Consider the following 24,507-nt stretch of genomic DNA (forward strand, 5'->3'; position numbering starts at 1 on the left):
CATCGCTTCGCCCCCGCCGCTGCAATCCAATGACGACCGCCGTCCGCCATTCGCGCGAAAAGACGAAGGGGACGGCCTGGAGGGACACCCCATGACAGCCACCGAGATCGGCGCTCCCGTCCGCCGCAAGGAAGATTTCCGCTTCATCACCGGCAAGGGCCAGTACACCGACGACATCAACCGGCCCGGCCAGTCCTACGCTTATTTCGTCCGCTCGCCCCACGCCCACGCCACCATCAAGTCCATCGACGCCACCGCCGCCCGGGCCGTGCCCGGCGTGCTGGCCGTGCTGACGGGCGACGACCTCGCCGCCGACAAGGTGGGCGGCCTGATCTGCGGCTGGATGATCCACAACAAGGACGGCTCGCCGATGAAGGCGGGCGCGCACCCGGCGCTGGCGCAGGGCAAGGTGCGCTATGTCGGCGACCACGTCGCCGTGGTCGTCGCCGAGGACTACGCCACCGCCCGCGACGCGGCCGAGAAGGTGGTGGTGGACTACGGCGTGCTGCCGGCCGTCGTCGACATGAACGAGGCCGTGACCGGCAAGACGGTGATCCACGACGTCGCGCCGGACAACCGCGTCTACGACTGGAGCCTGGGCGACAAGGCCGCGACCGACGCCGCCTTCGCCAAGGCGAAGCACGTGACGAAGCTGCACATCGTCAACAACCGCCTCGTGCCGAACGCCATGGAGCCGCGCGCCGCGGTGGGCGACTACGACAGCGGCACCGAGCAGTTCACCCTCTACACCACCAGCCAGAACCCGCACGTGGCGCGCCTCGTGCTCTCCGCCTTCATCGGCATCGCGCCGGAGCACAAGCTGCGCGTCATCGCGCCGGACGTCGGCGGCGGCTTCGGCTCCAAGATCTTCATCTACGCCGAGGAGACGGTGTGCGTCTGGGCGGCGAAGAAGGTGGGCCGGCCCGTGAAGTGGACGGCCGACCGCACCGAGGCCTTCCTCTCCGACGCGCACGGCCGCGACCACGTGACCGACGCCGAGCTGGCGATGGACGAGAAGGGCCGCATCCTCGCCCTGCGGGTGAAGACCAAGGCGAATTTGGGGGCCTATCTCTCCACCTTCTCCTCCAGCGTGCCGACCTATCTCTACGCGCCGCTGCTGTCGGGCCAGTACGACATCCCGGCCATCTATTGCGAGGTCGACGGCATCTACACCACGACCGCGCCGGTGGACGCCTATCGCGGCGCCGGCCGGCCGGAGGCGACCTTCGTGGTCGAGCGCATCGTCGAGGTCGCGGCGCGCGAGCTCGGGCAGGATCCGACCGCGTTCCGCCGCCGCAACTTCGTGCGGAAGTTCCCGCACCAGACGCCCGTGATCATGATGTACGACGCGGGCGACTACTCGGCCTCCCTCGACAAGGCGCTCGAGATGGCCGACTACCGCAACTTCGGCAAGCGCAAGCGCGAGAGCGCCCGCAAGGGCAAGCTGCGCGGCATCGGCTTCTCGGCCTATATCGAGGCGTGCGGCATCGCCCCCTCGGCGGCGGTGGGCTCGCTCGGGGCCGGCGTCGGCCTGTGGGAGTCGGCGGAGATCCGCGTCAACCCGGTGGGCACCGTGGAGGTGCTGACCGGCTCGCACTCGCATGGCCAGGGGCACGAGACGACCTTCGCCCAGCTCGTCTCGGCGCGCCTCGGCGTGCCGATCGACCAGGTCTCGGTCGTCCACGGCGACACCGACAAGGTGCAGTTCGGCATGGGCACCTACGGCTCGCGCTCCGGCGCGGTCGGCATGTCGGCCATTTCCAAGGCGCTCGACAAGGTCGTCGCCAAGGGCAAGAAGGTGGCCGCCTACGTGCTGGAGGCCTCCGCCGACGACATCGAGTTCAAGGACGGCCGCTTCCAGGTGGCCGGCACCGACAAGTCGCTGGCCTTCGGCGAGGTGGCCTTGCAGGCCTACATCGCCCACAAGTTCTCCGGCCAGGAGCTGGAGCCGGGGCTGAAGGAGGGGGCGTTCTACGACCCCACCAACTTCACCTTCCCGGCCGGCGTCCACATCTGCGAGCTGGAGATCGACCCGGAGACGGGCGTCACCACCATCGAGCGGTGGACGGCGGTGGACGATTTCGGCCACGTCATCAACCCGATGATCGTCGAGGGCCAGGTCCATGGCGGCATCGCCCAGGGCGTCGGCCAGGCGCTGCTGGAAGGCGCGCGCTACGACGCCAACGGCCAGCTGGTGACGGCGAGCTACATGGACTACGCCATGCCGCGCGCCGACGACCTGCCGTCCTTCCAGGTCGGCACGACGGTGACGCCGTGCCCCTCCAACCCGCTCGGCATCAAGGGCTGCGGCGAGGCCGGGGCCATCGCCGCGCCGCCCGCCGTCATCAACGCCATCACCGACGCGCTCGGCCACGAGGACATCGCCATGCCGGCGACGCCCCAGGCCGTGTGGAAGGCCTGCCAGAAGGCGGCCCGCAAGATGGCCGCCGAATAAGCCGCGAACATTCTTCCTTCCGGAGATCACCCATGTACGCCTTCAACTATGTGAGCCCCAAGACGGTGCGGCAGGCCGCGTCCGCGCTCGCCAAGGCCGCCGACGACGGCAAGCTGCTGGCCGGGGGCCAGACCCTGCTGCCCACCATGAAGCAGCGCCTGGCCTCGCCCGGCGTGCTGATCGACCTCGCCAAGGTGGATGGCCTGTCCGGCATCGAGCTGAAGGGCCGTTCGCTCGTCATCGGCGCCATGACGAAGCACGCCGACGTCGCCACATCCGAAGTTGTGAAGCAGGCCATTCCCGGCCTCGCCGCTCTGGCGGGCGAGATCGGCGATCCGGCCGTGCGCAACCGCGGCACGATCGGCGGGTCGATCGCCAACAACGACCCGGCGGCGGACTATCCGGCGGCGGCGCTGGCGCTCAACGCCACCATCGTCACCAACAAGCGCAAGATCCCGGCCGACCAGTTCTTCACCGGCCTGTTCGAGACGGCGCTGGAGCCGGGCGAGATCGTCGTGAAGGTGTCCTTCCCGATCCCCTCGCGCGCCGCCTACGCCAAGTTCCGCAACCCGGCCTCGCGCTACGCCATGGTCGGCGTGTTCGTGGCCAAGCGGGGCGGGGACGTGCGCGTCACCGTCACCGGCGCGGGCGCCAGCGGCGTGTTCCGCGCGCCGGCGCTGGAGGAGGCGCTGAAGAAGCGCTTCTCGCCGAAGTCGCTGGAGGGCGTCACCGTTCCGGCGACCGGCCTCAACGGCGACATCCACGCCAGCGCCGACTACCGCGCCCACCTCATCGTCGTGATGGCCAAGCGCGCCGTCGCCGCCGCCATCGCCAAGTAAGGCTGTTCTACACTCCAAAAAAGAGGCGGCTATAATGGCCGCCTTTCTTTTTTGGGGAGCAGATAGTGAAAGAGAAATGGACTCCTATCATTCCGCTCAAGTTAAAGACCCGCGATGGCTTTGACGCCGAAGTTCGTTACGTAAACCCTAAACAGGAATTCATGATGTTTAAGGGAAATGTGTTCTGTCGGGGGGTGCAGCTCAATGTTGTTTGGGGGATAGCTGGAAACGCCCGAGACCGACATCCGGAGCTTAACTTGGAACGAAGTCAACTCGAAAACTATGAGGTTCGAAGAGTGTAGGCAACGGCGCAAGGCAGACGGCCGCTTGCCGGGCTTGTCCCGGCCGCCTTGTCGTTTAACTCTTGTACGTCCACCTCCAGGCGTCCAAACCGTTCCGACGGTGCCGCCTCTCCGCATCGTGAGCATCCGACCTATGGCCCAGCTTCCCGCCTCCATCGACGACACCGTGAAGCTGCTGGCGCATGGCGAGTACGTCGCCGACCGGGCGCTGGCGACGGTCGTGTTCCTGGCCCTGCGGATGGGGCGTCCGCTCCTGCTCGAGGGCGAGGCGGGCGTCGGCAAGACCGAGATCGCCAAGGTGCTGGCCGGCACGCTCGGCCGCCGGCTGATCCGGCTGCAATGCTACGAGGGGCTCGACGTGTCCTCGGCCGTGTACGAGTGGAACTATGCCGGCCAGATGATGGCGATCCGCCTCGCCGAGGCCGAGGGCGTCGTCGACCGCGCGCGGCTGGAGGACGACATCTTCTCCGAGCGCTATTTGGTGCGCCGTCCCCTGCTCCAGGCGCTGTCGCCGGACCCCGCCGGCGCGCCGGTGCTGCTGATCGACGAGCTTGATCGGACGGATGAAGCGTTCGAGGCGTTTCTTCTGGAAGTCCTCTCCGACTTCCAGGTGACAATCCCCGAATTCGGCACCGTCAAGGCGCCTGAAAAACCGATCATCGTTGTCACTTCAAACAGAACGCGCGAGATTCACGACGCCCTGAAGCGCCGCTGCCTGTATCACTGGGTCGACTATCCCGACACCGAGCGCGAGCTCGCCATCCTGCGCGCCAAGGCCCCGAAGGCCCCCGCCCGCCTCTCCCGCGAGATCGTCGCCTTCGTCCAGGCCATCCGCTCGCAGGATCTGTTCAAGGTCCCCGGCGTCGCCGAGACGCTCGACTGGGCGAGCGCGCTGGTGGAGCTCGACGCGGTGGCGCTCGACCCGGCGCTGGTCTCCGATACGCTCGGGGCGCTGCTGAAATACCAGGACGACATCCAGGCCATGCAGGCCGGCAAGGCCAAGGCGATCCTCGACGAGATCAAGGCCGAGGCGACCGGCAAGGCCCGGGCGGTGTAGCGCAAGCCCTTGCGGGAGCACGCGATTTGAGCGATCGGCCGAGTGTGGCGGAAACCGGCGGGCAAGGCCGCCTGGCCGAGAACATCGCCCATTTCGCGCGGGCGCTGCGCGCCGCCGGGCTGCCGGTGGGGCCAGGCTCGGTGCTCGACGCCGTCGCCGCCGTGGAGGCCGCCCGGGTGGGCGACCGCAGCGATTTCTACTGGAGTCTCCACGCCGTCTTCGTGAAGAAGCACGAGCATTCCGAGATCTTTCAGCAGGCGTTTCGCATCTTCTGGCGGCGCAAGGGCATGATCGAGAAGATCATCGCCAGCATGTCGCCGCGCTCTCCCGCCGCGCCGGGCCAGGAGGAGAAGAAGCCCGAGGCCGGGGCCCTGCGCGTCGCCGAGGCCCTGCTGCAGAGCGGGCGGGAGGAGGACGAGCCCCGCCAGCAGGACATGGAGGTCTCCGCCCGGCTCACCGTTTCCGAGCGGGAAGTGTTGCAGGGCAAGGACTTCGCCCAGATGACGGCGGCCGAGATCGCCAGGGCGCAGCGGGCCATCACCGATCTGAAACTGCCTGACGACGAGGTGCGGACCCGCCGCATGGTCGCCGCCGTCCGCGGCCGCCGCATCGACCCGCGGCGCTCGTTCCGGCGCAGCCTGCGCGGCGGCGGCGCGGTGATCGAACTCGCCTTCCACGAGCGCGCTTTGCGCCACCCGCCCATCGTCGCGCTGTGCGACATCTCGGGCTCGATGTCGGATTATACGAGACTTTTCCTGCACTTCCTTCATACGCTGACGGAACAGCGGCGGCGGGTTCACACCTTCCTGTTCGGCACCAGGCTCACCAACGTCACGCGCTCGCTGAAGAGCCGCGACCCGGACGAGGCGCTGGCGCGCTGCTCGGCGCAGGTGCAGGACTGGTCCGGCGGCACCCGCATCGGCACGTGCCTGCACCAGTTCAACCGCGAGTGGTCGCGCCGGGTGCTGGGGCAGGGGGCGGTCGTGCTGCTGTTCACGGACGGGCTGGAGCGCGACGGCTCGGCCGGCCTGCCGCGCGAGATGGAGCGGCTGCACCACTCCTGCCGCCGCCTCGTCTGGCTCAACCCCCTGCTGCGGTTCGACGGTTTCGAAGCCAAGGCCCAGGGCATCCGCGCCATGCTGCCCCATGTGGACGAGTTCCGACCCATCCACAACCTGGCGTCCATGGAAGCGCTGGCGCTGGCGCTCGCGGAAGACGAAAGCGGCGAGGCAGACCCGCGAAAATGGCTGAAACGCGTGGGCTGATCTGCTTGCGTGGCGGATGTGCCGGCCCGATATCGGCGGTAGTCTGGCGAATAGAGTTGTCCTGGAAGGGAGGCCGGCCATGGTGTCCACAGACGACGATATCCTGAACAGGGCCGAGGCCTGGCGGCGCGAGGGGCGGGGCGTGGCCATCGCCACCGTCGTGGAGACGTGGGGCTCCGCGCCGCGCCCGGTCGGCAGCCATCTCATCATCGACGAGGAAGGCAATTTCCTGGGCTCCGTCTCCGGCGGATGCGTCGAGGGCGCGGTCGTGGGCGAGGCGGTGGACGTGATCGCGTCCGGCGGGCCGCGCATGCTGGAATTCGGCGTCGCGGACGAGACGGCGTGGCGCGTCGGCCTGTCCTGCGGCGGCCGCATCAAGGTGCTCGTGGAGAGGGTGGACTGATGAAACTCGCACTCCTCACCGCCCTCAACGCCGAGCGCGCCGCCCGCCGCGCCACGGTCGTGGTCACCGACGTCGCCACCGGCGCGCAGCGCATGGTGCGCGAGGCCGACATCGCCGCCGATCCTCTCGCCGAACTGCTGGGCCAGGCGTTGCGCGCCGGCAAGAGCCGCATGGCGCAGACGCCGCAGGGCGAGGTGTTCCTGGCCGTGCAGGTGCCGCCGGTGCGCATCGTCGTCACCGGCGCGGTCCACATCAGCCAGGCGCTCGCGCCGATGGCGAAACTGCTCGGCCACGACATCGCCATCGTCGACCCCAGGACCGCTTTCGCCACGCCGGAGCGCTTTCCCCGCGTGGAACTCCATGCGGAGTGGCCTGACGAGGTGCTGCCCCGCATCGGGGTGGACCGCTACACGGCTTTCGTGGCGCTGACGCACGATCCGAAGATCGACGATCCCGCGCTCGCCATCGCGTTGCGCTCGGAATGCTTCTACATCGGGGCTCTCGGGTCGCGGAAGACGCACGGCGCCAGGGTCCAGCGGCTCAAGGACGCCGGGTTCAGCGACGCGCAGATCGCCAGGATCCATGCTCCGATCGGGCTGCCCATCGGGGCGATCAGTCCCGCCGAGATCGCGCTGTCGATCATGGGCGAGATCACCGCCAGCCTTCGGCTGAGCGCCGACGCCACGCGCGCCAATTCCCGCGACGCGGCCTGACGGAGCCCGCGATGGAGTTCGGGCCCGTCCCCCTCGATGAGGCGATCGGCGGCATCGCGGCGCACTCGGTGCGATTGCCGGCCGGCGTGGTGAAGAAGGGGACGGTGATCTCGAGGGCCGACGTCGCGCTGCTGCGCGAGGCCGGAATCGCGAGCGTCGTGATCGCGAGACCGGGGCCGGACGATGTTTCGGAAGACGAGGCGGCGCATCGACTGGCGCAGGCCTTCGCCGGACCGGGCGTCCGCGTGGAAAAGCCGTTCACCGGGCGGTCCAACCTCTTCGCCGAGACGGCGGGCGTGCTGGTCGTCCGGCGCGCGCTGGTGGACGGCGTCAACCGGATCGACGAGGCGATCACCGTCGCGACCCTCCCCGAATGGCGGGCGGTGGTGCCTGGCGAGATGATCGGCACGGTCAAGATCATCACCTTCGCGACGCCGGCGACGCTGCTCGACAAGGCGCTGTCGCAGGCGCAGTCGGGGTCGAGCCCGGCCGTGTCCGTCGCGCCGTTCCGGCCGCTGCAGGTGGGCGTCGTCTCCACCCTGCTGCCCGGCCTGAAGCCCTCCGTCGTGCGCAAGACGTTGACGGTGCTGGGCGAGCGGCTCGCTCCGGCGGGGGCGACGATCGTGGCCGACCGCGAGACGCCGCACGAGACGCGGGCGCTCGCCGACGCCATCGCCTCCCTGGCCCATGGCGCGGCGGACCTGATCGTCGTTTTCGGCGCGTCGGCGATCACCGACCGGCGCGATGTCATCCCGTCGGCGGTCGTCGCCGCCGGGGGGAGGGTGGAGCGCTTCGGCATGCCGGTCGATCCCGGCAATCTGCTGCTGCTCGGAGAGGTCGCCGGCAAGCGGGTTCTCGGCGCGCCGGGTTGCGCCCGCAGCCCGAAGGAAAACGGCTTCGACTGGGTGTTGCAACGCCTGCTCGCCGGCCTCCCCGTGACGGGCGACGACATCGCCGGCATGGGCGTCGGCGGCCTCCTGATGGAGATCGTCCAGCGCGGCCAGCCCCGCGAGCACGGCGCGCCGGACACGGCAGGGGACGGCCCCGCGTGAGCGTCGCAGCCATCGTCCTGGCGGCCGGGCGCTCGAGCCGCATGGGCGGCACGAACAAGCTGCTGGAGACGTTCGAGGGAAAGCCGCTCGTGCGCCACGCGGTCGAGGCCGCTCTGGCGGCGGGGCTCGCGCCGGTCGTCGTCGTCACCGGAAACCAGGACGCGCAAATCCGTTCGGCGCTTCACGGGCTGGACGTGACGTTCGCGCATAATCCCGACTTTGCCGAGGGGCTGTCGACCTCGCTTCGCAAGGGCGTCGCGGCGCTTGGCGGGGAGGCGGAGGCGGCGGTCGTGCTGCTCGGCGACATGCCGCTTGTCGAGGCGAGCCTGGTCCGTCGGCTCGTGGCGGCGTTCGAGAGTCATTCCGACGCGCCGGCCGTCGTTCCCACCCTTGCGGGCGAGTGGGGCAACCCCGTGCTTCTCGCCCGTTCCCTGTTTGGCGACGTTGCGGCGCTCTCGGGAGACGCCGGCGCGCGCAAGCTGCTCGCGACCCGCAGGGACAGCGTCGTCGAGGTGCCGGTCGCCGACGAATCCGTCACCTTCGACGTCGACACGCCGGAGCTGCTGGCGCAATTGCGGAGCGGTGGGGTTCGCCGCGCCCAAGACTGACGGCGTTGTTAGCAAGGCTCCAGGCCGGCTGCCAAGTCTCTGATAGAACACGCAAATCTTTACTTCATCTTGACGATCGTGAACCATCCTCGGGGAGCGAAGTTCTTCACCCGAGAGTCGGGCGAGCCTCGGCGGACCCGACTTCAGGCAGCTAGGCCGGAGGTTGCATGGTTTCGCAGGACTTCATCAAACAGCTGAAAGGTTATGGCCTGACGACGGCCCGGATCCTCTACCGGATGCCGGACCACCCGGTTCTGCTGCAGGCCTATGTCTGGCAGGACTACGACGTGGCGCCGGATTTCCCGGTGCTCCAAGGCTTTCTCCAGTTCTGGCAAACCAAGCTCGAAGGCCCCTTGCATTCGGTGCGGGTGGCGCACGCCCGGCTGATCCGGCCCGCCGAGTTGGATGTGCGCAACGGCGAGCTGAGGGTCCACTAATAGCGAATTCGACATGTGAAATTTCAGAAATTCCGATTTGTCTTGTGTTTTTTCCGGATCGAATTAAATCTCCCGTGATATCTCGCCGACAGGCGCTAACGGGAGCTTCCGATGTTTTCTCGCCGAACCCTGCTGCGCACAGCCGCGGGCGCCGCCCTGGCTGCGCCCGCGCTTCATCTCGCCAGCCCCGCCCGGGCGGCCCAGAGACTGCGGGTCGGCATCATTCCGATCCTCGGCGCGGCGCCGGTCATCGTTCTCGACAAGGAGGGCTGGGCAAAGCAGGCGGGGCTCGACCTCCAGTTCATCACCTTCGAGTCGGGTCCCAACATGATCCAGGCGCTCGCCTCGGGCACGCTGGACATCTACGTGGCGGGCGTGGCCCCGCTGGCCGTCGCCCGCGCGAAGGGAATTGACATCCGGGTCGTCACCGCCACGGCGGTGGAGGAACTGGTGATGGTGGCCGGCGGCAAGTTGGCCGGTCACTTCAAGCAGGGCGTCAGCCCGGCCCAGGCCTTCGCGGCGTTCCGGAAGGAGCAGGGCAAGGCCGCCCGCCTCGCCACGCAGCCGGCGGGCTCGGTGCCGAACACCACGATGCAATACTGGCTGTGGGAGGTCGCCAAGGCGGACAAGGCCGACGTCGAGATCGTGCCCATGGGCATCGACGCGACCCAGCAGGCGCTGCTGACCGGCGCGGTCGACGGCGCGACGGTCCGCGAGCCCGCCGTCACCATCATCACCAAGCGCGACCCGCGCACCCGCATCGTCGCGCTTGGAGGCGAGATGTTCCCGAACCAGCCGGGCACGGTGGTGGCGCTCACCGGCGCGCTGGTGCAGGGCGACCCCAAGACCGCGCAGGCCATCGTGGACATGACCGTCAGGGCCGTCGACCTGATCCAGAAGGATCCCGACCGGGTCGCGCCCCATGTCGAGGCGGTGCTGGGCAAAGGCATCGTCGACACCGCGACGATCCGCGCCGCCCTGGTGTCGCCGGCGAGCAAGTTCATCGCCGACCCCGGCGCCATCGTCGACGCGACGCGGCTGATGCAGGCCTATCAGGTGAAGCTCGGCTCGCTCGACAAGGAATACCCGCTGGAAGGCCTGTTCGATTCCACCTTCTACGGCAAAGCCAGAGCGGGCTGACGTGCGCGTTCGATACTCTCTTGGGCTCGGGGCGGCGGGCCTCGCCGCCTTCCTCGCCATTTGGGAAGGCGTTGTGCGCCTGGGGGTCGTCTCCCAGGCGTTCCTGCCCGCGCCGAGCCAGATTCCCGAGGCCCTGCTGCGCGAAATCCGCTCCGGCTTCTGGCTGTCCTCCATCCAGTCGAGCCTCGGCCACTACCTGATGGGCCTTGTCGCGGGCGCGGCGCTCGGCATCGCGCTCGGCGTCGTGACGGGACAGGATCGGCGGGCCGAAGCGGCGCTGTCCTGGGTCGTGCGGCTGCTCCGTCCGATCCCGGGCCTGGCCTGGGTGCCGTTCGCGATCATCTGGTTCGGGGTGTCGACGCCCGCCGCGGTGTTCATCGTGGCGATCGGCGTGTTCTGGATCTGCTATTTCGCCACGCTCGGCGCCGTGCGCGCCGTCGACCGCGACCTGATCGAGGTGGCCGACGCGTTCGGCTACCACTCGCCTTTCGCCAAGCTTGCAAAGATCGTGCTGCCGGCCGCCGCGCCGGGCATCCTTGCCGGATTGCGCACCGCGCTGGGGCAGGCCTGGATGGCCGTGGTGGCGGCCGAGATCTTCGGCGTGGCGGGGCTCGGCCAGCGCATGATGCAGGCTTCCAGCCTGCTCGCGACGGATATCGTCGTCGTCTACATGATCACCATGGCCACGCTGTACGGCGTCATCGACACGCTCTTCGTGATCGCGCAGAGCCGCATTCTCGCGTGGAAGTCCTGAGATGGCGGACGAACTGATCAAGGTTTCCGGGCTCGGCCTCTCCTATGTCCGGGAGGGGCGGCGGACCGAGGTGCTGCGCGGCCTCGACCTCAGCGTCGGGCGGGGCGAGTTCGTCGCCATCGTCGGGCCGTCGGGCGTCGGCAAGTCGACCCTGCTGCGGGTGATCGCCGGGTTGAGCCGCCCCAGCGCCGGTACGGTCGCGGTCGCGCCGCCGCGAAAGGGCTCGCTGCTGCCGGTCGCGCTCGTGTTCCAGGACGGCCGCCTGCTGCCGTGGCGCAAGGTGCTCTCGAATGTCGGCTTCGGGCTGGAACGCGGCCCCTTGAGCCGGGCCGACCGCCTCGCGCGGGCCGCGGACGCCCTGAGCCTCGTCGGCCTCGCCGCCTATGGCGACCGTTATCCGCACGAGCTCTCGGGCGGCCAGCGCCAGCGCGTGGCGCTGGCCCGCGCCCTCGCTGTCGACCCGGACGTGCTGCTGATGGACGAGCCGTTCAGCGCCCTCGACGCCCTGACCCGCGAGACGCTCCAGGACGAGCTGCTGCGCGTGCGCGAACGCACGGGCAAGACGGTGCTGTTCGTCACCCACGACATCGAGGAGGCGGTCTACCTCGCCGACCGGATCGTCGCGCTGGGCGGCGCGCCGGGCGCGCTGCGCGTCTCCCAAAGCATCGCGGTGCCGAGGCCGCGCCAGCGTGGCGCGGCCGAGCTTCGCGAGGCGTCGCAGGCGATCCGGCAGGACCTCGCGGCCGCTTCGGCGGAGCTCTGACGCCGGCTGCCCGCGGCGGACATTGCTTGGCCTCATTTGGCGAGTGGGATATGAACGTCGCGGGGCCGTGTCGGCCCCGTTTGCTTGAACGGAATCATGTCCCAGGGCCCAAGCCGCACATCCGACATCCTCATGCAGCTCGCGGCGGGAACTGAGGACAGGATCAGCGTCAGGCAGATCGTCGCCGCGCTCGGCGAACGCACCTACGCGCTGCTGATCGTCGTGCTCGGCTTGCCGAACTGTCTGCCAATGCCGCCGCCGATCCCGCTCATCAGCGGCATCCTGCTGTTTTTCGTGGCGCTTCAGCTCGTGGTCGGATGGCCCTCGCCTTGGCTTCCGAGGCGGCTTCTGGACCGCACCCTCGCGCGAGACGTGGTGAGCAAGGCGGCGGCGCGGGCGTTGCCCTGGCTCGTCTGGCTGGAGCGGGCGGCGCGGCCCCGGCTCGTGGTGTTCCATTCGGAGCCGGCGCTTCGCGTCATGGGCGTGGTGCTGCTCGCCTTCTCGCTGGCGCTGGTTTTCGCGGCGCCCTTCATCGGGCAGATCCCGCTCGGCCTGGCCGTCTGCCTCGTGGGCCTCGGCCTCGTCGAGCGCGACGGCTACGTGGTTGTCAGCGGACTTGCCGTCGGCATGGTCGGCACGAGCCTGAGTCTGGGCTTCGTGTTCGCCGTCATCGCCAGCGCGACGGCGATCTTCTGAGCCTTACGCCGCCGCGCGCGGCTTGATCGTCCCGTCCTCGCCCACCAGGCCCAGGAGCTCGTCGATCTTCTCGGCCGACACCGGCCGGCAGAACAGATAGCCCTGCACCTGGTGGCAGCCGACCGCCTGCAGGAAGCGCTGTTGCTCGGCCGTCTCGACGCCTTCCGCCGTCACCGTCAGGCCCAGCGCGCGGCCTAGATGCACGATGGAGTGGACGAGGATCGCGCTCTCGCCGGTCGTCTCCATCGACTCCAGGAAGGACCGGTCGATCTTGATCTTGTCGAAGGCGAAGCGGCGCAGATAGATCAGCGACGAGTAGCCGGTGCCGAAGTCGTCCAGCGCGAAGCGCAGTCCGGCCGCGCGCAGGTCCATCATCGCGTTCTCGGCGGCGTCCGCGTCCTCCACGATGACGCCCTCGGTCAGCTCCAGCTCGACGCGCGTCGGGTCGACCCGTTCCTCGTCGAGGATGCGGATGACGGTGGAGACGAAGTCCTTCTGCCGGAACTGGATCGGCGACACGTTGACCGCCACCGTGATGCCCTTCCAGTTGCGGGCGGAGCGGCAGGCCTGGCGCAGCACCCATTCGCCCAGCGCGCTGATGAGGCCGCGCTCCTCCGCCACAGGAATGAAGGCCGACGGCGACACGCTGCCGTGGACGGGGTGGTTCCACCGCACCAGCGCCTCGACGCCGACAATCCGGCGTCCGTCCGCGGAGAATTGCGGCTGGTACTGCAGCTCGAGCTCGCTGCGCTCGATCGCCCCGCGCAGGTCCTCCTCGACCATCTTGCGCAGCCGCAGCGCCTGGTCCATGCCGATCTCGAAGAACGAGTAACGATTGCGCCCCTCGTGCTTGGCGCGATAGAGCGCGAGGTCGGCGAGGTGCATCAGGCGGTCCCGGTCGGTGCCGTTCTCGGGCGCGATGGCGATGCCGATCGAGACGCCGACATGCGCCAGCGTCCCTTCCAGCTCGACCGGCTCGTGGACGACATCGAGGATCCGGTTGGCGAGCGTGGCGCAGTCGTGGGGCGTGCGCACATGGGTCTGCACGATCGCGAATTCGTCGCCGCCGAACCGGGCCAGGAGATCGGATCCGCGCAGCACGCTCTGCACGCGGCTGGCGATGGTGCAGATCAACTGGTCGCCGGCCGCGTGGCCGAACGTGTCGTTGATCTCCTTGAATTTGTCGAGGTCGAGAAAGAGCACGGCCAGGCCCTGGTGGCCGCGCGCCAGATGCGCGAGCTCGTCGTCAAGCCTCTTGATGAACAGCGACCGGTTGGGCAGGCCCGACAGCGCGTCGTGATGGGCGAGGTGGGTCGCCTTCGCCTCGCGCGCGACGAGCTCGGTCGTGACCTCGCGGACGTGCGAGAACATGAAGCCGGAGAACAGGGTCACCGCCAGCAGAGCCATGACCAGGGTGGGCATGACGCGTTCGACGACGAGCAGTCCCGGCCTCTCGGGATCCCACGTCAGACGCGCGCCTACGGCTCCCGAGGCGTCGAGCACGGGAAGGCTCGCCTCCGGGGCCGCCGCCGGCCCCACGAGGCGCAGATTGCCGGAGCCGCCGCCCTGGACAGCGTCGCGCAGATGGGTCAGCGGCAGCGGCCGCGTCCCCGCCAGCACGCGCGGGCTGAAGGCGCCTTCCGTCGAGTCCACCGGCGTGGCGGCGACGAACAGGAGCCCCTCTGCCGTGACGACCAGGCGGGCGACGCCGGACACCGGAGCGCCGGGCTCCCCGTCGCGAAGGGTGGCGCGAGCCAGGCGATCGCGCAGTTCGGCGAGCGTCGGCGCGAGAACGGGGAGGGCGGCGGCGAAACTGGCCTCGTCGGCGGGGGCGTCCCCCACGCGCCCCGACAGCAGCTTGTCGTCGGGCTCGATCAGGAACACGGAGTTGAAGACGGTGGCGTGATCGCCGAGCCGGGAAGCTTCCGCGCGGGCATAGGCGCGGCCGTCCTGCAGGGCGGCCATGGTCTCCGGCTCGGCGGCCGCGAGCCGCAGTGCGGCGATGGTGACGCGGGCTTGCGCATCGAGCGTGGCCGCGAGGTGGCGGGTCTGGTGCTCCTGCGCCAATTCGTCCGTGCGCTGGCCGGTCCACAGAAGCACGAAACAGGCGAGCGCGAGCATCGACAGCAGCACGGCCGCGACCGGCCACACGATCCGGGCGGTCACCGCGTGCTGATTATACGTCAGCTTCTTCCAGGGCATTCGCCAGATCCGGCCGCATTACAACCGAAGATATGGCTCAGCACAGGTTTCTATCTGGTTGGGGAATAAGGTTTATGCCTTATCCACCTCCACTGGCTTATAGGGGGGCGGCGGAATCGCGATGTGAGCCGCCCGCAACGCCGCCGACCAGCGCTCTCGCAGGTCGTGGAAATAAGGCTCTCCCGCCTCGATGCGGTGCACGATTTCGCAGCGCTGGGTGTCGCGCCGCATGGTGACGATGTCGATCGGCAGCCCCACGCCGAGGTTCGAGCGCATCGTCGAATCCATCGAGATCAGCCCCAGCTTGAGCGCGTCGCCGAGCGTGGTGTTGAAGTTAACAGCGCGGTCCAGGATCGGCTTGCCATATTTGTGCTCGCCGATCTGGAGATAGGGCATCTCCTGCCCGCATTCGATGAAATTGCCCGCCGCGTAGATCATGAACAGCCGCGGCGCGGCGTCGCGGATCTGGCCTCCCAGCAGGAAGGACACGTCGAATTTCACCCCCGCCGCGTCGAGGCTCTGGCCTTCCGTGGCTCGCACCTTGTGCAGGGCGCGGCCGACGAGCTGCGCCGCGCGGAACATGGTGGGCGCGTCCATCAGCGTCTCGAGATCCCCGGTTTCGGGATTGGTGAGGCCCTCGTTGAGGTAGCTGACGACGGACTGGGTGATCGACAGGTTGCCGGCCGTCGCCAGCGCGAGGATGCGGTCTCCCGGCGTTTCGAAGACGTGAAGCTTCCGATAGGTGGAGACGTTGTCCAACCCCGCGTTCGTGCGGGTGTCGGCGATCATCACGAGTCCTTCGCGGACGAGAATTCCGGTGCAGTAGGTCATCGAAAAGGGATTCCGGCTTCGCGGCCTCAGTTCTGGGACTGGCTCTGGGCCATGACTTGCACCTTGACGTCAAGGTTTTCCTCCCCGAACCCGTAGCGGCTGGCGCGGATCGGGGCGGCGCCGAGCGAGTCGAGCCCGACGGCCACCCGCACGTGCGCGGTGGTCGGGCAGGCGTTGACGGTGGGGTCGAAGGCGATCCAGCCGAGGCCGGCCACGTGGGCCTCGCTCCAGGCGTGCAGCCCGCGCTGCGATTGGCGTTCGTTGTCGCGCCAGAGGTAACCGGTGACGTAGCGGGCGGGAATGTCGGCGTGCCGCGCGGCGGCGATGAACCGATGCGCCAGACCCTCGGCATCGTCGAGGGGCGATGCAGAGGCCGCGTTCTCGGCCGGGCCGCCGCTGCCTTGCGGCGCGACGGACGCCTCCGCATGAAGCCGGTTCATCAGCCCGTGCAGGAAGGGCAGGGCCTCGGGGCCGATGTCGGCGCGGATCTCCTCGGCGAGCGCCCGGACCGTGTCGTCGGGCAGGGTCAGCGGCGTCTCCCGCAGGTACAGGCCCGGGGGGAAGCGTTCCAGCGCGCCGCGCACGATTCCGGTGGTGTCGTGCGTCTCCACCACGCCGTCCACCGTCAGGGTCAGCCGCTCGACCGGGCCGTCGACCGAGAGGACATGGGTGAAATTGCCGAACGCGTCCGCGCTCTGGCGCAGGCGGCTCTCCATGTCCACCTCGATGCGCCAATGCGCCACGTACTGGCCCTCGTGGTTGCGCGGCGTCAGGCGAAGGGTCTGGATCAACTGCTTCGCGGGCGGCGCGAACTCGTGGGTCAGCTGGTGAAAGACGCGAATTCTCATGCGGCGTCCCTTGGCGAGCGTCGCGCCGGGCGGGCGCGAGGCCGATGGTGCATTCCGACGACCTCCGCGCGGCCCGTTCGCGACGCGACAGCCGGCCGGCGTCAGACGAGATACTGCTCCGTGATGGCGGAGCCGAGCCTGTCGTTGTCCACGATGAAAGACGAAATGAAGTCGTGCAACCCGACCTGCTGGAACACTTCCTTGACGTTCATGTTCTCGAACTTCGCCATCATGGTCCGCGAGAGGCGCTGCGAGGGCCCCTGGCGTCCATAGGCGCGGGCGAGATTGTCGAGAAAGAGCACAATGTTCTCGTAGGACGAGGCCAGCGAGCGGGGCATCTGCCGGTTGAAGATGAGGAGGTCCGCCACGAGCCAGGGCTGGACGCTCTGCCGGTAGACCCAGTGATAGGCGGTGAGCGCCGACACCTCGCGCAGGATGGTCGACCACTGGAAGTAATCGAGGCTGCCGCCGATCTGCTCGGTCTCCGGCAGCAGCACGTGATACTTCACGTCCAGGATGCGAGCGGTGTTGTCGGCGCGCTCCATGTATACGCCGAGGCGGGAGAACCAGTAGGAGTCGTTGCGCAGCATGGTGCGGTAGGCGGACCCATCGAAGGTCAGCGACGCGGTCTTGACCCATTCGAGGAAGCGCGCGAACTGCTCGCGGTTCATGTCGCCGGAATTGTAGCGGCGCAGCTCGAGGTAGGAGCTGTTGATGGTCTCCCACATCTCGCCGGTGAGCGCCGTGCGCACGGCGCGGGCATTGGCGCGCGCACGCTCCATGCAACTGCGGATGGAGGAGGGATTGTCGGGGCTGAACGCGAGGAAATGCGTGACGTTGCGCTCATTGGCCTCGTCGTAGTGCTGGTGGAACAGCTCCGCCGCGCCGGAGGTCAGCAGCGTGCTTTCCCACTCATTGCCCTTGCCGCCGTAGGCGGTGGGCAGGGTGGCGAGGCGGGCGGTCGCGTCGAGGATGCGCGCCAGGAACTCGGCGCGTTCGACGTAGCGCGAGACCCAGTACAGATTGTCCGCGGTCCGGCTAAGCATCGAGCACCCACGTGTCCTTGGTTCCGCCGCCCTGGCTGGAATTCACCACGAGTGATCCTTCCTTCAGCGCCACCCGCGTCAGCCCGCCGGGCACGATGCGGACCCGGTCCGAACCGGACAGCACGAAGGGGCGAAGGTCGACATGCCTCGGCGCGACGCCCGATGCGACGAAGGTCGGGCAGGTCGACAGCGCCAGCGTCGGCTGGGCGATGAAGCCGTCCGGGGCCGATTTCAGCTTGCGCCGGAACTCCTCGATCTGCTGGCGCGTGGCGTGCGGGCCGACGAGCATGCCGTAGCCGCCGGAGCCGTTGACCTCCTTCACCACCAGCTCGGGGAGGTGCTCCATCACGTAGGCCAGGCTGTCGCGCTCGCGGCAGCGGAAGGTCGGGACGTTCTTCAGGATCGGCTCCTGGCCGGTGAAGAACTTGATGATCTCGGGCATGTAGCTGTAGACGGCCTTGTCGTCGGCGATGCCGGTGCCGACCGCGTTCGCCAGCGTGACGTTTCCGGCCTGGTACGCGCTCATCAGGCCCGGGACACCCAGCACGGAGTCGGCGCGGAAGGCGAGCGGGTCAAGGAAATCGTCGTCGATGCGGCGGTAGATGACGTCGACGCGCTTCGGCCCCTCGGTCGTGCGCATGTAGACGACCTCGTCCCGGACGAACAGGTCGGAGCCCTCGACGAGCTCGATGCCGAGCTTGTCGGCGAGGAAGGAGTGTTCGTAGAACGCCGAATTGTACTGGCCCGGCGTCAGCAGCACGCACACGGGATCGCCGGACGCCGAGGGCGGGGCCACCGAGCGCAGGGTCGCCAGCAACGAGTCCGGATAGTTCTCGACCGGCGCGACGCGATGTTCCGCGAACAGCTCGGGGAACAGCCGCATCATCACCTCGCGGTTCTCCAGCATGTAGGAGACGCCCGAGGGTGTGCGGGCATTGTCTTCGAGCACGTAGAACGTCTCGGCGTCGACGCGCACGATGTCGATGCCGGCGATGTGGGTGTAGATGCCGTGCGGCACGGGGCGCCCGTCCATCTCCGGCCTGAAGCCCGCGTTCCGGAAGATCAGGTCCTCGGGGATGATCCCCGCCTTGAGGCATTCCCGCCGGCTGTAGACGTCGGCCAGAAAGGCGTTGAGGGCGTTGACCCGCTGGACCAGGCCGGCCTCCAGCCGCTGCCATTCGGGCTTGGTGATGACGCGGGGTATGATGTCGAAGGGGATCAGGCGCTCGGTCGCCTCGGCGTCGCCATAGACGGCGAAGGTGATGCCGATGCGGCGGAAGAACAGCTCGGCCTGGCTGCGGCGCAGGGCGATGTGGTCCGCCGGCATCGTATCGAGCCAGCGCTTGAGGGACACGTATCCGTCCCGGATACCGCCGTCCTCGAGAGACATTTCGTCGAATGCAGCACCCATGCCCACTCCCCGTCGACGATGCTGACACGCCTCGTCACCGCAGGCTAGCGGCAAAGCCCGTGCCAGACAAAGGCGGATGGATCGCGCCTTGGCCGCGCGATCGCACGCCCAAGTTTAAGGCAGCTTGCCGCGATTTCGGGCACGTCAGATCAGGCGCAGTCCCTTGAGGCTCGCATGGCCGTTGCGGCCGACGATGATGTGGTCGTGCACCACGACCCCGAGTGGCTTGCCGATCTCGGCGATCTCCCGCGTCATCTTGATGTCGGCCTGCGAGGGCGTGGGGTCGCCCGAGGGATGGTTGTGGACGAGGATGATGGCCGACGACGACAGCTCCAGCGCGCGCTTGAGCACCTGCCTCGGATAGACCGGCGTGTGGTCGATGGTCCCGGTCTGCTGCACTTCGTCGGCGATCAGCCGGTTGCGCTTGTCGAGGAACAGGATGCGGAACTGCTCGACGTCGGAGAACGCCATCGCGGCGCGGCAATAGTCGATCACCGCGCTCCAGGAGGCGAGAATCGTCCGGTCGGCGACGGCGCCCTTGGCCAGCAGGCGGCCCGCCGCCTCGACGATCTTGAGGTCCGTGGCCACGGCCTCCTTGACGCCGTCGACCTCGCACAGCCGCGCCGACGGAGCGCCCAGAACCTCGGCGAGCGACCCGAAGCGGGCGATCAGCGCCTTGGCGATGCCCTTGACATCCTTTTGCGGGATCGAGCGGAAGAGGAGGAGCTCGAGCAGCTCGTACTCCTGCACGCCCGCGGCACCCGCGCGTGAGAAGCGCTCTCTCAACCTCTGGCGGTGGCCGCGCCGATGATCCTCCCCGGCATCGGGCGGGGAGGGGTCGGCCTTGCGGTGCATCGCGGTCTCAGCGTGGCGCGTAGGGAGGCTGGTCGAGCCCCTGCGGCGAGAGCGTGAAGATCTCGACCCCGGTCTCGGTGACGGCGACCGTATGCTCGAACTGGGCCGAAAGGGAGCGGTCCCGCGTCACGGCGGTCCAGCCGTCGCCCAGCACCTTCACGTGGGGGCGACCCAGATTGATCATCGGCTCGATGGTGAAGAACATGCCCGGCTTGAGCGGCACGCCTTCGCCGCGGCGGCCGTAGTGCAGGATATTCGGCTCATCATGAAACAGGCGGCCGAGCCCGTGCCCGCAGAAATCGCGCACGACCGAGCAGCGCTCGCCTTCGGCGAATTCCTGAATGGCGGCGCCGATGTCGCCTGTCGTCGCTCCGGGGCGGACCTCGGCGATGCCACGCATCATCGCCTCGTAGGTCACTTCCACGAGGCGGGCGGCGCGGCGCGGGGTTTCGCCCACGAGGTACATGCGGCTGGAATCGCCGTGCCAGCCATCGAGCACGAGCGTTACGTCGATATTGACGATGTCGCCCTCGCGCAGAGGCTTCTCGTTGGGGATGCCATGGCACACGACGTGGTTGATCGAGGTGCAGATGCCCTTGCGGTAGCCGCGGTACATCAGGGGCGCGGGGTAGGCGCCGTGGTCCATCGCGAATTCGAAGATCCGCTTGTCGAGCGTCTCGGTCGAAACGCCCGGCTGGACCATGGGCACGAGCAGGTCCAGCGCCTCGGCGGTCAGCCGCCCGGCGCGTCGCATGCCCTCGAAGGCTTCCGGCCCGTGGAGCTTGATCTCGCCGGTCTTGCGGCCGGCGACCTGCGTGGCTTCGACGAACGTCATTCGCTGGTTCCGGGGGCTCCCTTTCCACCCCTCACATGGGGCAAAGCGGCGCGGCGCGCAAGTTGAATGAGCGGTCGCGGCTCCGTGAACCCACCCACTGGCGTTCCCCGCCGCTTCGGGTTAGTCGTGCCCGCGAGATGACGGATACCCAGCACGTTCCCGCTTCGGCCGAGCCCCAGGCCTTCGGCGCCTATCGGCCGACCGGCTGGACCGCCAAGCTGATCGGCCATACGCGCGCCATGCCGAACCACTGGCTCGGGCAGCGCCTGGCCTATGTCCTGCGCAAGCTCGCGCTGATGCGGATGCACGGCCAGCCGCTGGACGTGGAGGCGCTGGGCGCGCGGATGCGCCTGTTCCCCTACAACAATGTCTGCGAGAAGCGGCTCGTCTTCACGCCGCAATATTTCGACCCCGAGGAGCGCGCCTTCCTCGAGGAGCGCATCCGCGACGGGTTCGTGTTCGTGGACGTGGGGGCGAATGTCGGCGGCTATACACTGTTCGTCGCGGCCCGGGCCGGCCAGACCGGCCGGGTGCTCGCCATCGAGCCGCAGCCGGCCATCTTCGAGCGCCTGGTGTTCAACATCCGTCAGAACCCCTTCGCCACGGTGAAGGCGCTGGACTGCGCGGTGGCCGACAAGTCGGGGGACGTGACGCTGTTCATCGACAGCCGCAACAACGGCCAGTCCAGCGTCAAGTTCGTCGGGCTCAGCCGGGGGCCGTCGGTGCGCGTCCCCGCCCGTCCGCTGGCGGAACTGATGGAGCAGGAAGGCTTCACCCGCGTCGACGCGATCAAGCTGGACGTGCACGGGGCGGAGGACCTGATTCTCGAGCCGTTCCTGCGCACCGCCTCCGACGACCTGCTTCCCCGGCTCTTCCTGATCGAGAACGCCGCCCGCCGGTGGCAGGTCGACGTGGTGGCGCTGCTGAAGGCGCGCGGCTACGAGATGGTCCGGCGCACCCGGCACAACATGATCTTCGAGCGCCGCGCCGGGCGCGCCTGACTTGAGCGGCGGGGGAGGGCGGGCTAAACCCGCTGCAACCGGAGTCCGCCCGATGCCCAACGCCGCCGCTATCGTCACCGCCGCGCTTCTCGTCATCGGCGACGAGATCCTGTCGGGCCGGACCAAGGACAAGAACATCGGCTACGTCGCCGACTATCTCACCGCGCTGGGCATCGACCTGCGCGAGGTGCGCGTCGTGCCCGACGACGAGACCGAGATCGTCGACGCGCTGAACGCGCTGCGCGCCCGCTACAGCTACGTCTTCACCACCGGCGGCATCGGCCCCACGCACGACGACATCACCGCCGATTGCGTCGCCAAGGCGTTCGGCGTCGGCATCTCGCACGACGAGCGCGCCGTCGCCATGCTGCGCGAGCGCTACGCCAACGCCGAGGACCTCACCGAGGCGCGGCTGCGCATGGCGCGCATCCCGCACGGCGCGGACCTTGTCGAGAACCCGATCTCCAAGGCGCCGGGCTTCCGCATCGGCAACGTGATCGTCATGGCCGGCGTGCCGTCGATCATGCAGGCGATGCTCGACGCCGTCGCGCCCACGCTGCGCACGGGCGTGAAGATGCAGTCCGTCTCCATCGACACGCGCGCCCTTCCCGAGGGGCTGTACGGCACGGCGCTGGGCGCCGTGCAGAAGGAGCATCCGGGCGTCGTGATCGGCTCCTACCCGTCGTTCGACGGCAAGCGGTTCACGAACCAGATCGTGGTGCGGGCGCGCGACGAGGCGGTGCTGGCCGCCGCCGCCGCCGCTGTCGAGGCCATGCTGTCTCGGCTGGAATCCGAGCGCGCCGAGAAACCCTGAGTCACGCCCCGTCCGAAGGATCGCCATGTCCAATCCGCAGAACAAAGCTTTCCCCGTCTCCTGGGACCAGTTCCACCGCGACGCCCGCGCGCTTGCCTGGCGGCTGGCGTCGTCCGGCCCGTTCCAGGCCGTCGTTTGCATCACGCGGGGCGGACTCGTGCCGACGGCGATCGTGGCGCGCGAACTCGGCATCAAGCTGATCGAGACAGTGTGCGTGGCGAGCTATCACGACTACACCTCGCAGGGCGAACTGCGGGTGCTGAAGGAGATCGCCGAAAAGGTGGTGGCGCTCGGCGGCCCCGACGGGGCCGGCATTCTCGTCATCGACGACCTCGTCGACACCGGCAAGACGGCCCGGGTCGTGCGCGACATGTTGCCGAAAGCCCATTTCGCGACCGTCTACGCCAAGCCGCTGGGCCGCCCCCTGGTCGACACCTTCATCACCGAAGTGTCGCAGGATACGTGGATCTATTTCCCCTGGGATCTCGGGCTGGCCTTCCAGGAGCCGATCTCGGACGTCAGCCGGGGCTAGCGCCGGAACACCCGGAAAGGCGGGCTCATTGACGCAGTTCGACCCGGCCACCACGCGCCAGAGCCTGTTCCAGGCCATCCTGGACGCCAGCCGGCGTTTCGGGCCCAAGACGCCGATCGTCGAGGATCCCGAACGCAGCCCGCTCAATTACGGCCGGCTGATCCTCGCAGCGCTGGTGCTGGGTCGGAAGCTCGTCGCCGATGCGCGCCCCGGCGAGCCGATCGGCGTGTTGCTGCCGAACGTCAACGCGGTGGCGGTGACGCTGGTGGGGCTGTGGGCGCACGGCCGGGTCGCGGCCATGCTGAACTTCACGTCCGGGCTGGCCAATCTGCGTTCCGCCGTCGCCACTGCCGAAATTCGCACCATCGTCACGTCCCGGCGCTTCGTCGAGCAGGGAAAGCTGGACGAGATCGTCAGCGGCCTCGCCGAGGCGGATCCCGCCGCCGGCCGGCCGGCCGCGCGGATCGTCTACCTGGAGGACGTGCGCCAGAGCGTAACGTCGCTCGACAAGGCGCTCGGGGTCCTGGCGACGCTGTTCGCCGGAATGGTCCATCGCCGGCACGCCCGCCGGCCGGACGACCCCGCCGTGATCCTGTTCACGTCGGGGTCCGAGGGCCGGCCGAAGGCGGTCGTGCTGTCGAGCGCCAATCTGCTGGCCAATGTCCGGCAGATCGAGGCGCATATCGGCTCGCCGCCGCTCGGCCCTGCGCAGGTCATGCTCAACGCGCTGCCCGTCTTCCACAGCTACGGCCTCACGGGCGGGGTGCTGCTGCCGCTGCTCTCGGGCATGAAGGCGGTGCTCTACCCCAGCCCGCTGCATTTCCGGCAGGTGCCGCGCCTGTGCCGCGCCGTGCAGGCGACCATCCTGCTGGGCACCGACACGTTCCTGCAGGGCTGGGCGCGGGCCGCCGAGCCGGGCGATCTCGACAGCGTGCGCTTCGTCGTGGCCGGTGCGGAGCGCGTGCGCGACCAGACGCGCGACATGTGGGGCCGGTTCGGGACGCTGATTCTCGAAGGCTACGGCGCGACGGAGTGTTCGCCGGTGATCGCCGTCAACCAGCCGGCCGGCAACCGGCCGGGCACCGTGGGCCAGATGCTGCCGGGCATCGAGACGCGGCAGGAGACGGTCGAGGGTCTCGCGGAGGGCCAGCGCCTGCTGGTGCGCGGGCCCAACGTCATGCTGGGATACATGCTGGCCGACCGCCCCGGCGTGCTCGTGCCGCCCCCCGACGGCTGGCATGACACCGGCGACATCGTCGGCATCGACGACGAGGGCTTCGTGCGAATCCTTGGCCGCGCCAAGCGCTTCGCCAAGATCGGCGGGGAGATGGTGTCGCTCGGCGCCATCGAGACCCTCGCCGCGGGGCTCTGGCCGGGCGCCACGCATGTCGCCGTCACGCTTCCGGATGTCCGGAAGGGCGAGCAGATCGTGCTGGTGACCGACATGGCCGACGCGGACAGGAGCGCGCTGCTCGCCTACACGCAGGACCGGGGTTATCCGGAGCTTTGGGTGCCCAAGGCCATTCTCGTCACGGCGTCCGTCCCCGTGATGGCGAACGGCAAGGTCGACTTCTTCGCCACGCAGGAACTCGCCGCCAGCATGCGCCCGATGCTGTGAGGACCCTTGCCGCGCGCGGCGCTCCCCGAT

24 protein-coding genes are annotated in these 24,507 nt (G+C 68.8%); 17 read left to right on the forward strand and 7 right to left on the reverse strand.

Annotation, left to right across the window (positions count from 1 at the left end; all coding sequences use genetic code 11):
• Nucleotides 1-91 precede the first annotated feature (91 nt).
• The 13 genes from NK718_RS18120 to NK718_RS18180 all read left to right on the forward strand — a co-directional run bounded on the left by NK718_RS18120 (nucleotide 92) and on the right by NK718_RS18180 (nucleotide 12,484).
• Complete coding sequence (locus NK718_RS18120) at nucleotides 92-2,455, forward strand: xanthine dehydrogenase family protein molybdopterin-binding subunit (protein ID WP_254745188.1); 2,364 nt, start codon at nucleotides 92-94, stop codon at nucleotides 2,453-2,455.
• 32 nt (nucleotides 2,456-2,487) lie between these two features.
• Nucleotides 2,488-3,294 (forward strand): FAD binding domain-containing protein, encoded by an 807-nt coding sequence (locus NK718_RS18125; RefSeq protein WP_254745190.1) that lies wholly within the window; start codon nucleotides 2,488-2,490, stop codon nucleotides 3,292-3,294.
• A 435-nt stretch (nucleotides 3,295-3,729) separates the two neighbouring features.
• A complete protein-coding gene (locus NK718_RS18130; protein ID WP_254745192.1) occupies nucleotides 3,730-4,653 on the forward strand; it encodes an AAA family ATPase in 924 nt (307 codons plus the stop codon).
• A 26-nt stretch (nucleotides 4,654-4,679) separates the two neighbouring features.
• Entirely contained in the window at nucleotides 4,680-5,918 is a 1,239-nt protein-coding gene (locus NK718_RS18135; RefSeq protein WP_254745194.1) for a vWA domain-containing protein, read from the forward strand.
• Nucleotides 5,919-5,997: 79 nt separating this feature from the next.
• Entirely contained in the window at nucleotides 5,998-6,321 is a 324-nt protein-coding gene (locus NK718_RS18140; RefSeq protein WP_254745196.1) for an XdhC family protein, read from the forward strand.
• Nucleotides 6,321-7,034, forward strand: a complete 714-nt coding sequence (locus tag NK718_RS18145) for an XdhC family protein (protein WP_254745198.1) — start codon at nucleotides 6,321-6,323, stop codon at nucleotides 7,032-7,034. Before NK718_RS18140 ends, NK718_RS18145 begins: the two co-directional genes overlap by 1 nt.
• 11 nt (nucleotides 7,035-7,045) lie before the next feature.
• On the forward strand, nucleotides 7,046-8,086 hold the full coding sequence (locus tag NK718_RS18150) for a molybdopterin-binding protein (RefSeq protein WP_254745200.1): 1,041 nt from the start codon (nucleotides 7,046-7,048) through the stop codon (nucleotides 8,084-8,086).
• Nucleotides 8,083-8,694: a nucleotidyltransferase family protein gene (locus NK718_RS18155; RefSeq protein WP_254745202.1), complete on the forward strand. Its 612-nt coding sequence runs from the start codon at nucleotides 8,083-8,085 to the stop codon at nucleotides 8,692-8,694. The genes NK718_RS18150 and NK718_RS18155 overlap by 4 nt, the downstream gene beginning before the upstream one ends.
• A 167-nt stretch (nucleotides 8,695-8,861) precedes the next feature.
• The gene (locus NK718_RS18160; RefSeq protein WP_254745204.1) at nucleotides 8,862-9,131 is read left to right on the forward strand and encodes an usg protein; all 270 of its coding nucleotides are present in this window, start codon (nucleotides 8,862-8,864) and stop codon (nucleotides 9,129-9,131) included.
• Between the two features lie 111 nt (nucleotides 9,132-9,242).
• Nucleotides 9,243-10,271 carry an ABC transporter substrate-binding protein gene (locus NK718_RS18165; protein WP_254745206.1) on the forward strand — a complete coding sequence of 343 codons (1,029 nt, stop codon included), beginning with the start codon at nucleotides 9,243-9,245 and terminating at the stop codon, nucleotides 10,269-10,271.
• Between the two features lies 1 nt (nucleotide 10,272).
• Nucleotides 10,273-11,025, forward strand: coding sequence for an ABC transporter permease (locus NK718_RS18170; protein ID WP_254745208.1), 753 nt, complete (start codon nucleotides 10,273-10,275; stop codon nucleotides 11,023-11,025).
• A 1-nt stretch (nucleotide 11,026) separates the two neighbouring features.
• Nucleotides 11,027-11,788: an ABC transporter ATP-binding protein gene (locus NK718_RS18175; RefSeq protein WP_254745210.1), complete on the forward strand. Its 762-nt coding sequence runs from the start codon at nucleotides 11,027-11,029 to the stop codon at nucleotides 11,786-11,788.
• A 96-nt stretch (nucleotides 11,789-11,884) separates the two neighbouring features.
• A complete protein-coding gene (locus NK718_RS18180; RefSeq protein ID WP_254745212.1) occupies nucleotides 11,885-12,484 on the forward strand; it encodes an exopolysaccharide biosynthesis protein in 600 nt (199 codons plus the stop codon).
• 3 nt (nucleotides 12,485-12,487) lie between these two features.
• Here NK718_RS18180 and NK718_RS18185 read toward each other — a convergent pair whose 3' ends face one another.
• The 7 genes from NK718_RS18185 to map form a co-directional block, all read right to left on the reverse strand.
• Nucleotides 12,488-14,686, reverse strand: coding sequence for a putative bifunctional diguanylate cyclase/phosphodiesterase (locus tag NK718_RS18185; protein ID WP_254745214.1), 2,199 nt, complete (start codon nucleotides 14,684-14,686; stop codon nucleotides 12,488-12,490).
• Nucleotides 14,687-14,758: 72 nt separating this feature from the next.
• Nucleotides 14,759-15,517 (reverse strand): proteasome-type protease, encoded by a 759-nt coding sequence (locus NK718_RS18190; RefSeq protein ID WP_254745216.1) that lies wholly within the window; start codon nucleotides 15,515-15,517, stop codon nucleotides 14,759-14,761.
• A gap of 26 nt (nucleotides 15,518-15,543) precedes the next feature.
• Nucleotides 15,544-16,365: a transglutaminase family protein gene (locus tag NK718_RS18195; protein ID WP_254745218.1), complete on the reverse strand. Its 822-nt coding sequence runs from the start codon at nucleotides 16,363-16,365 to the stop codon at nucleotides 15,544-15,546.
• A 101-nt stretch (nucleotides 16,366-16,466) separates the two neighbouring features.
• The gene (locus NK718_RS18200; RefSeq protein ID WP_254745220.1) at nucleotides 16,467-17,411 is read right to left on the reverse strand and encodes an alpha-E domain-containing protein; all 945 of its coding nucleotides are present in this window, start codon (nucleotides 17,409-17,411) and stop codon (nucleotides 16,467-16,469) included.
• On the reverse strand, nucleotides 17,404-18,822 hold the full coding sequence (locus NK718_RS18205) for a circularly permuted type 2 ATP-grasp protein (RefSeq protein WP_254745222.1): 1,419 nt from the start codon (nucleotides 18,820-18,822) through the stop codon (nucleotides 17,404-17,406). Before NK718_RS18205 ends, NK718_RS18200 begins: the two co-directional genes overlap by 8 nt.
• A gap of 144 nt (nucleotides 18,823-18,966) precedes the next feature.
• Nucleotides 18,967-19,677: a RadC family protein gene (gene radC, locus NK718_RS18210; RefSeq protein ID WP_254745224.1), complete on the reverse strand. Its 711-nt coding sequence runs from the start codon at nucleotides 19,675-19,677 to the stop codon at nucleotides 18,967-18,969.
• Between the two features lie 7 nt (nucleotides 19,678-19,684).
• Nucleotides 19,685-20,512 carry a type I methionyl aminopeptidase gene (gene map / locus NK718_RS18215; RefSeq protein WP_254745226.1) on the reverse strand — a complete coding sequence of 276 codons (828 nt, stop codon included), beginning with the start codon at nucleotides 20,510-20,512 and terminating at the stop codon, nucleotides 19,685-19,687.
• Between the two features lie 137 nt (nucleotides 20,513-20,649).
• Between map and NK718_RS18220 the strand changes: the two genes are divergently transcribed.
• From NK718_RS18220 to NK718_RS18235, 4 genes are read left to right on the forward strand one after another with little or no spacing between them, the layout of a single operon-like run.
• Nucleotides 20,650-21,513 (forward strand): FkbM family methyltransferase, encoded by an 864-nt coding sequence (locus tag NK718_RS18220; protein WP_254745228.1) that lies wholly within the window; start codon nucleotides 20,650-20,652, stop codon nucleotides 21,511-21,513.
• A 52-nt stretch (nucleotides 21,514-21,565) separates the two neighbouring features.
• Nucleotides 21,566-22,327, forward strand: coding sequence for a competence/damage-inducible protein A (locus tag NK718_RS18225; RefSeq protein ID WP_254745230.1), 762 nt, complete (start codon nucleotides 21,566-21,568; stop codon nucleotides 22,325-22,327).
• 25 nt (nucleotides 22,328-22,352) lie between these two features.
• Nucleotides 22,353-22,859: a xanthine phosphoribosyltransferase gene (gpt, locus tag NK718_RS18230; RefSeq protein WP_254745232.1), complete on the forward strand. Its 507-nt coding sequence runs from the start codon at nucleotides 22,353-22,355 to the stop codon at nucleotides 22,857-22,859.
• Nucleotides 22,860-22,887: 28 nt separating this feature from the next.
• Entirely contained in the window at nucleotides 22,888-24,477 is a 1,590-nt protein-coding gene (locus NK718_RS18235) for an AMP-binding protein (RefSeq protein ID WP_254745234.1), read from the forward strand.
• The last annotated feature ends 30 nt before the right edge of the window (nucleotides 24,478-24,507 follow it).

This window comes from Alsobacter ponti (assembly GCF_024294805.1).
GTDB classification, from domain to species: Bacteria; Pseudomonadota; Alphaproteobacteria; order Rhizobiales; family Beijerinckiaceae; genus Alsobacter; species Alsobacter ponti.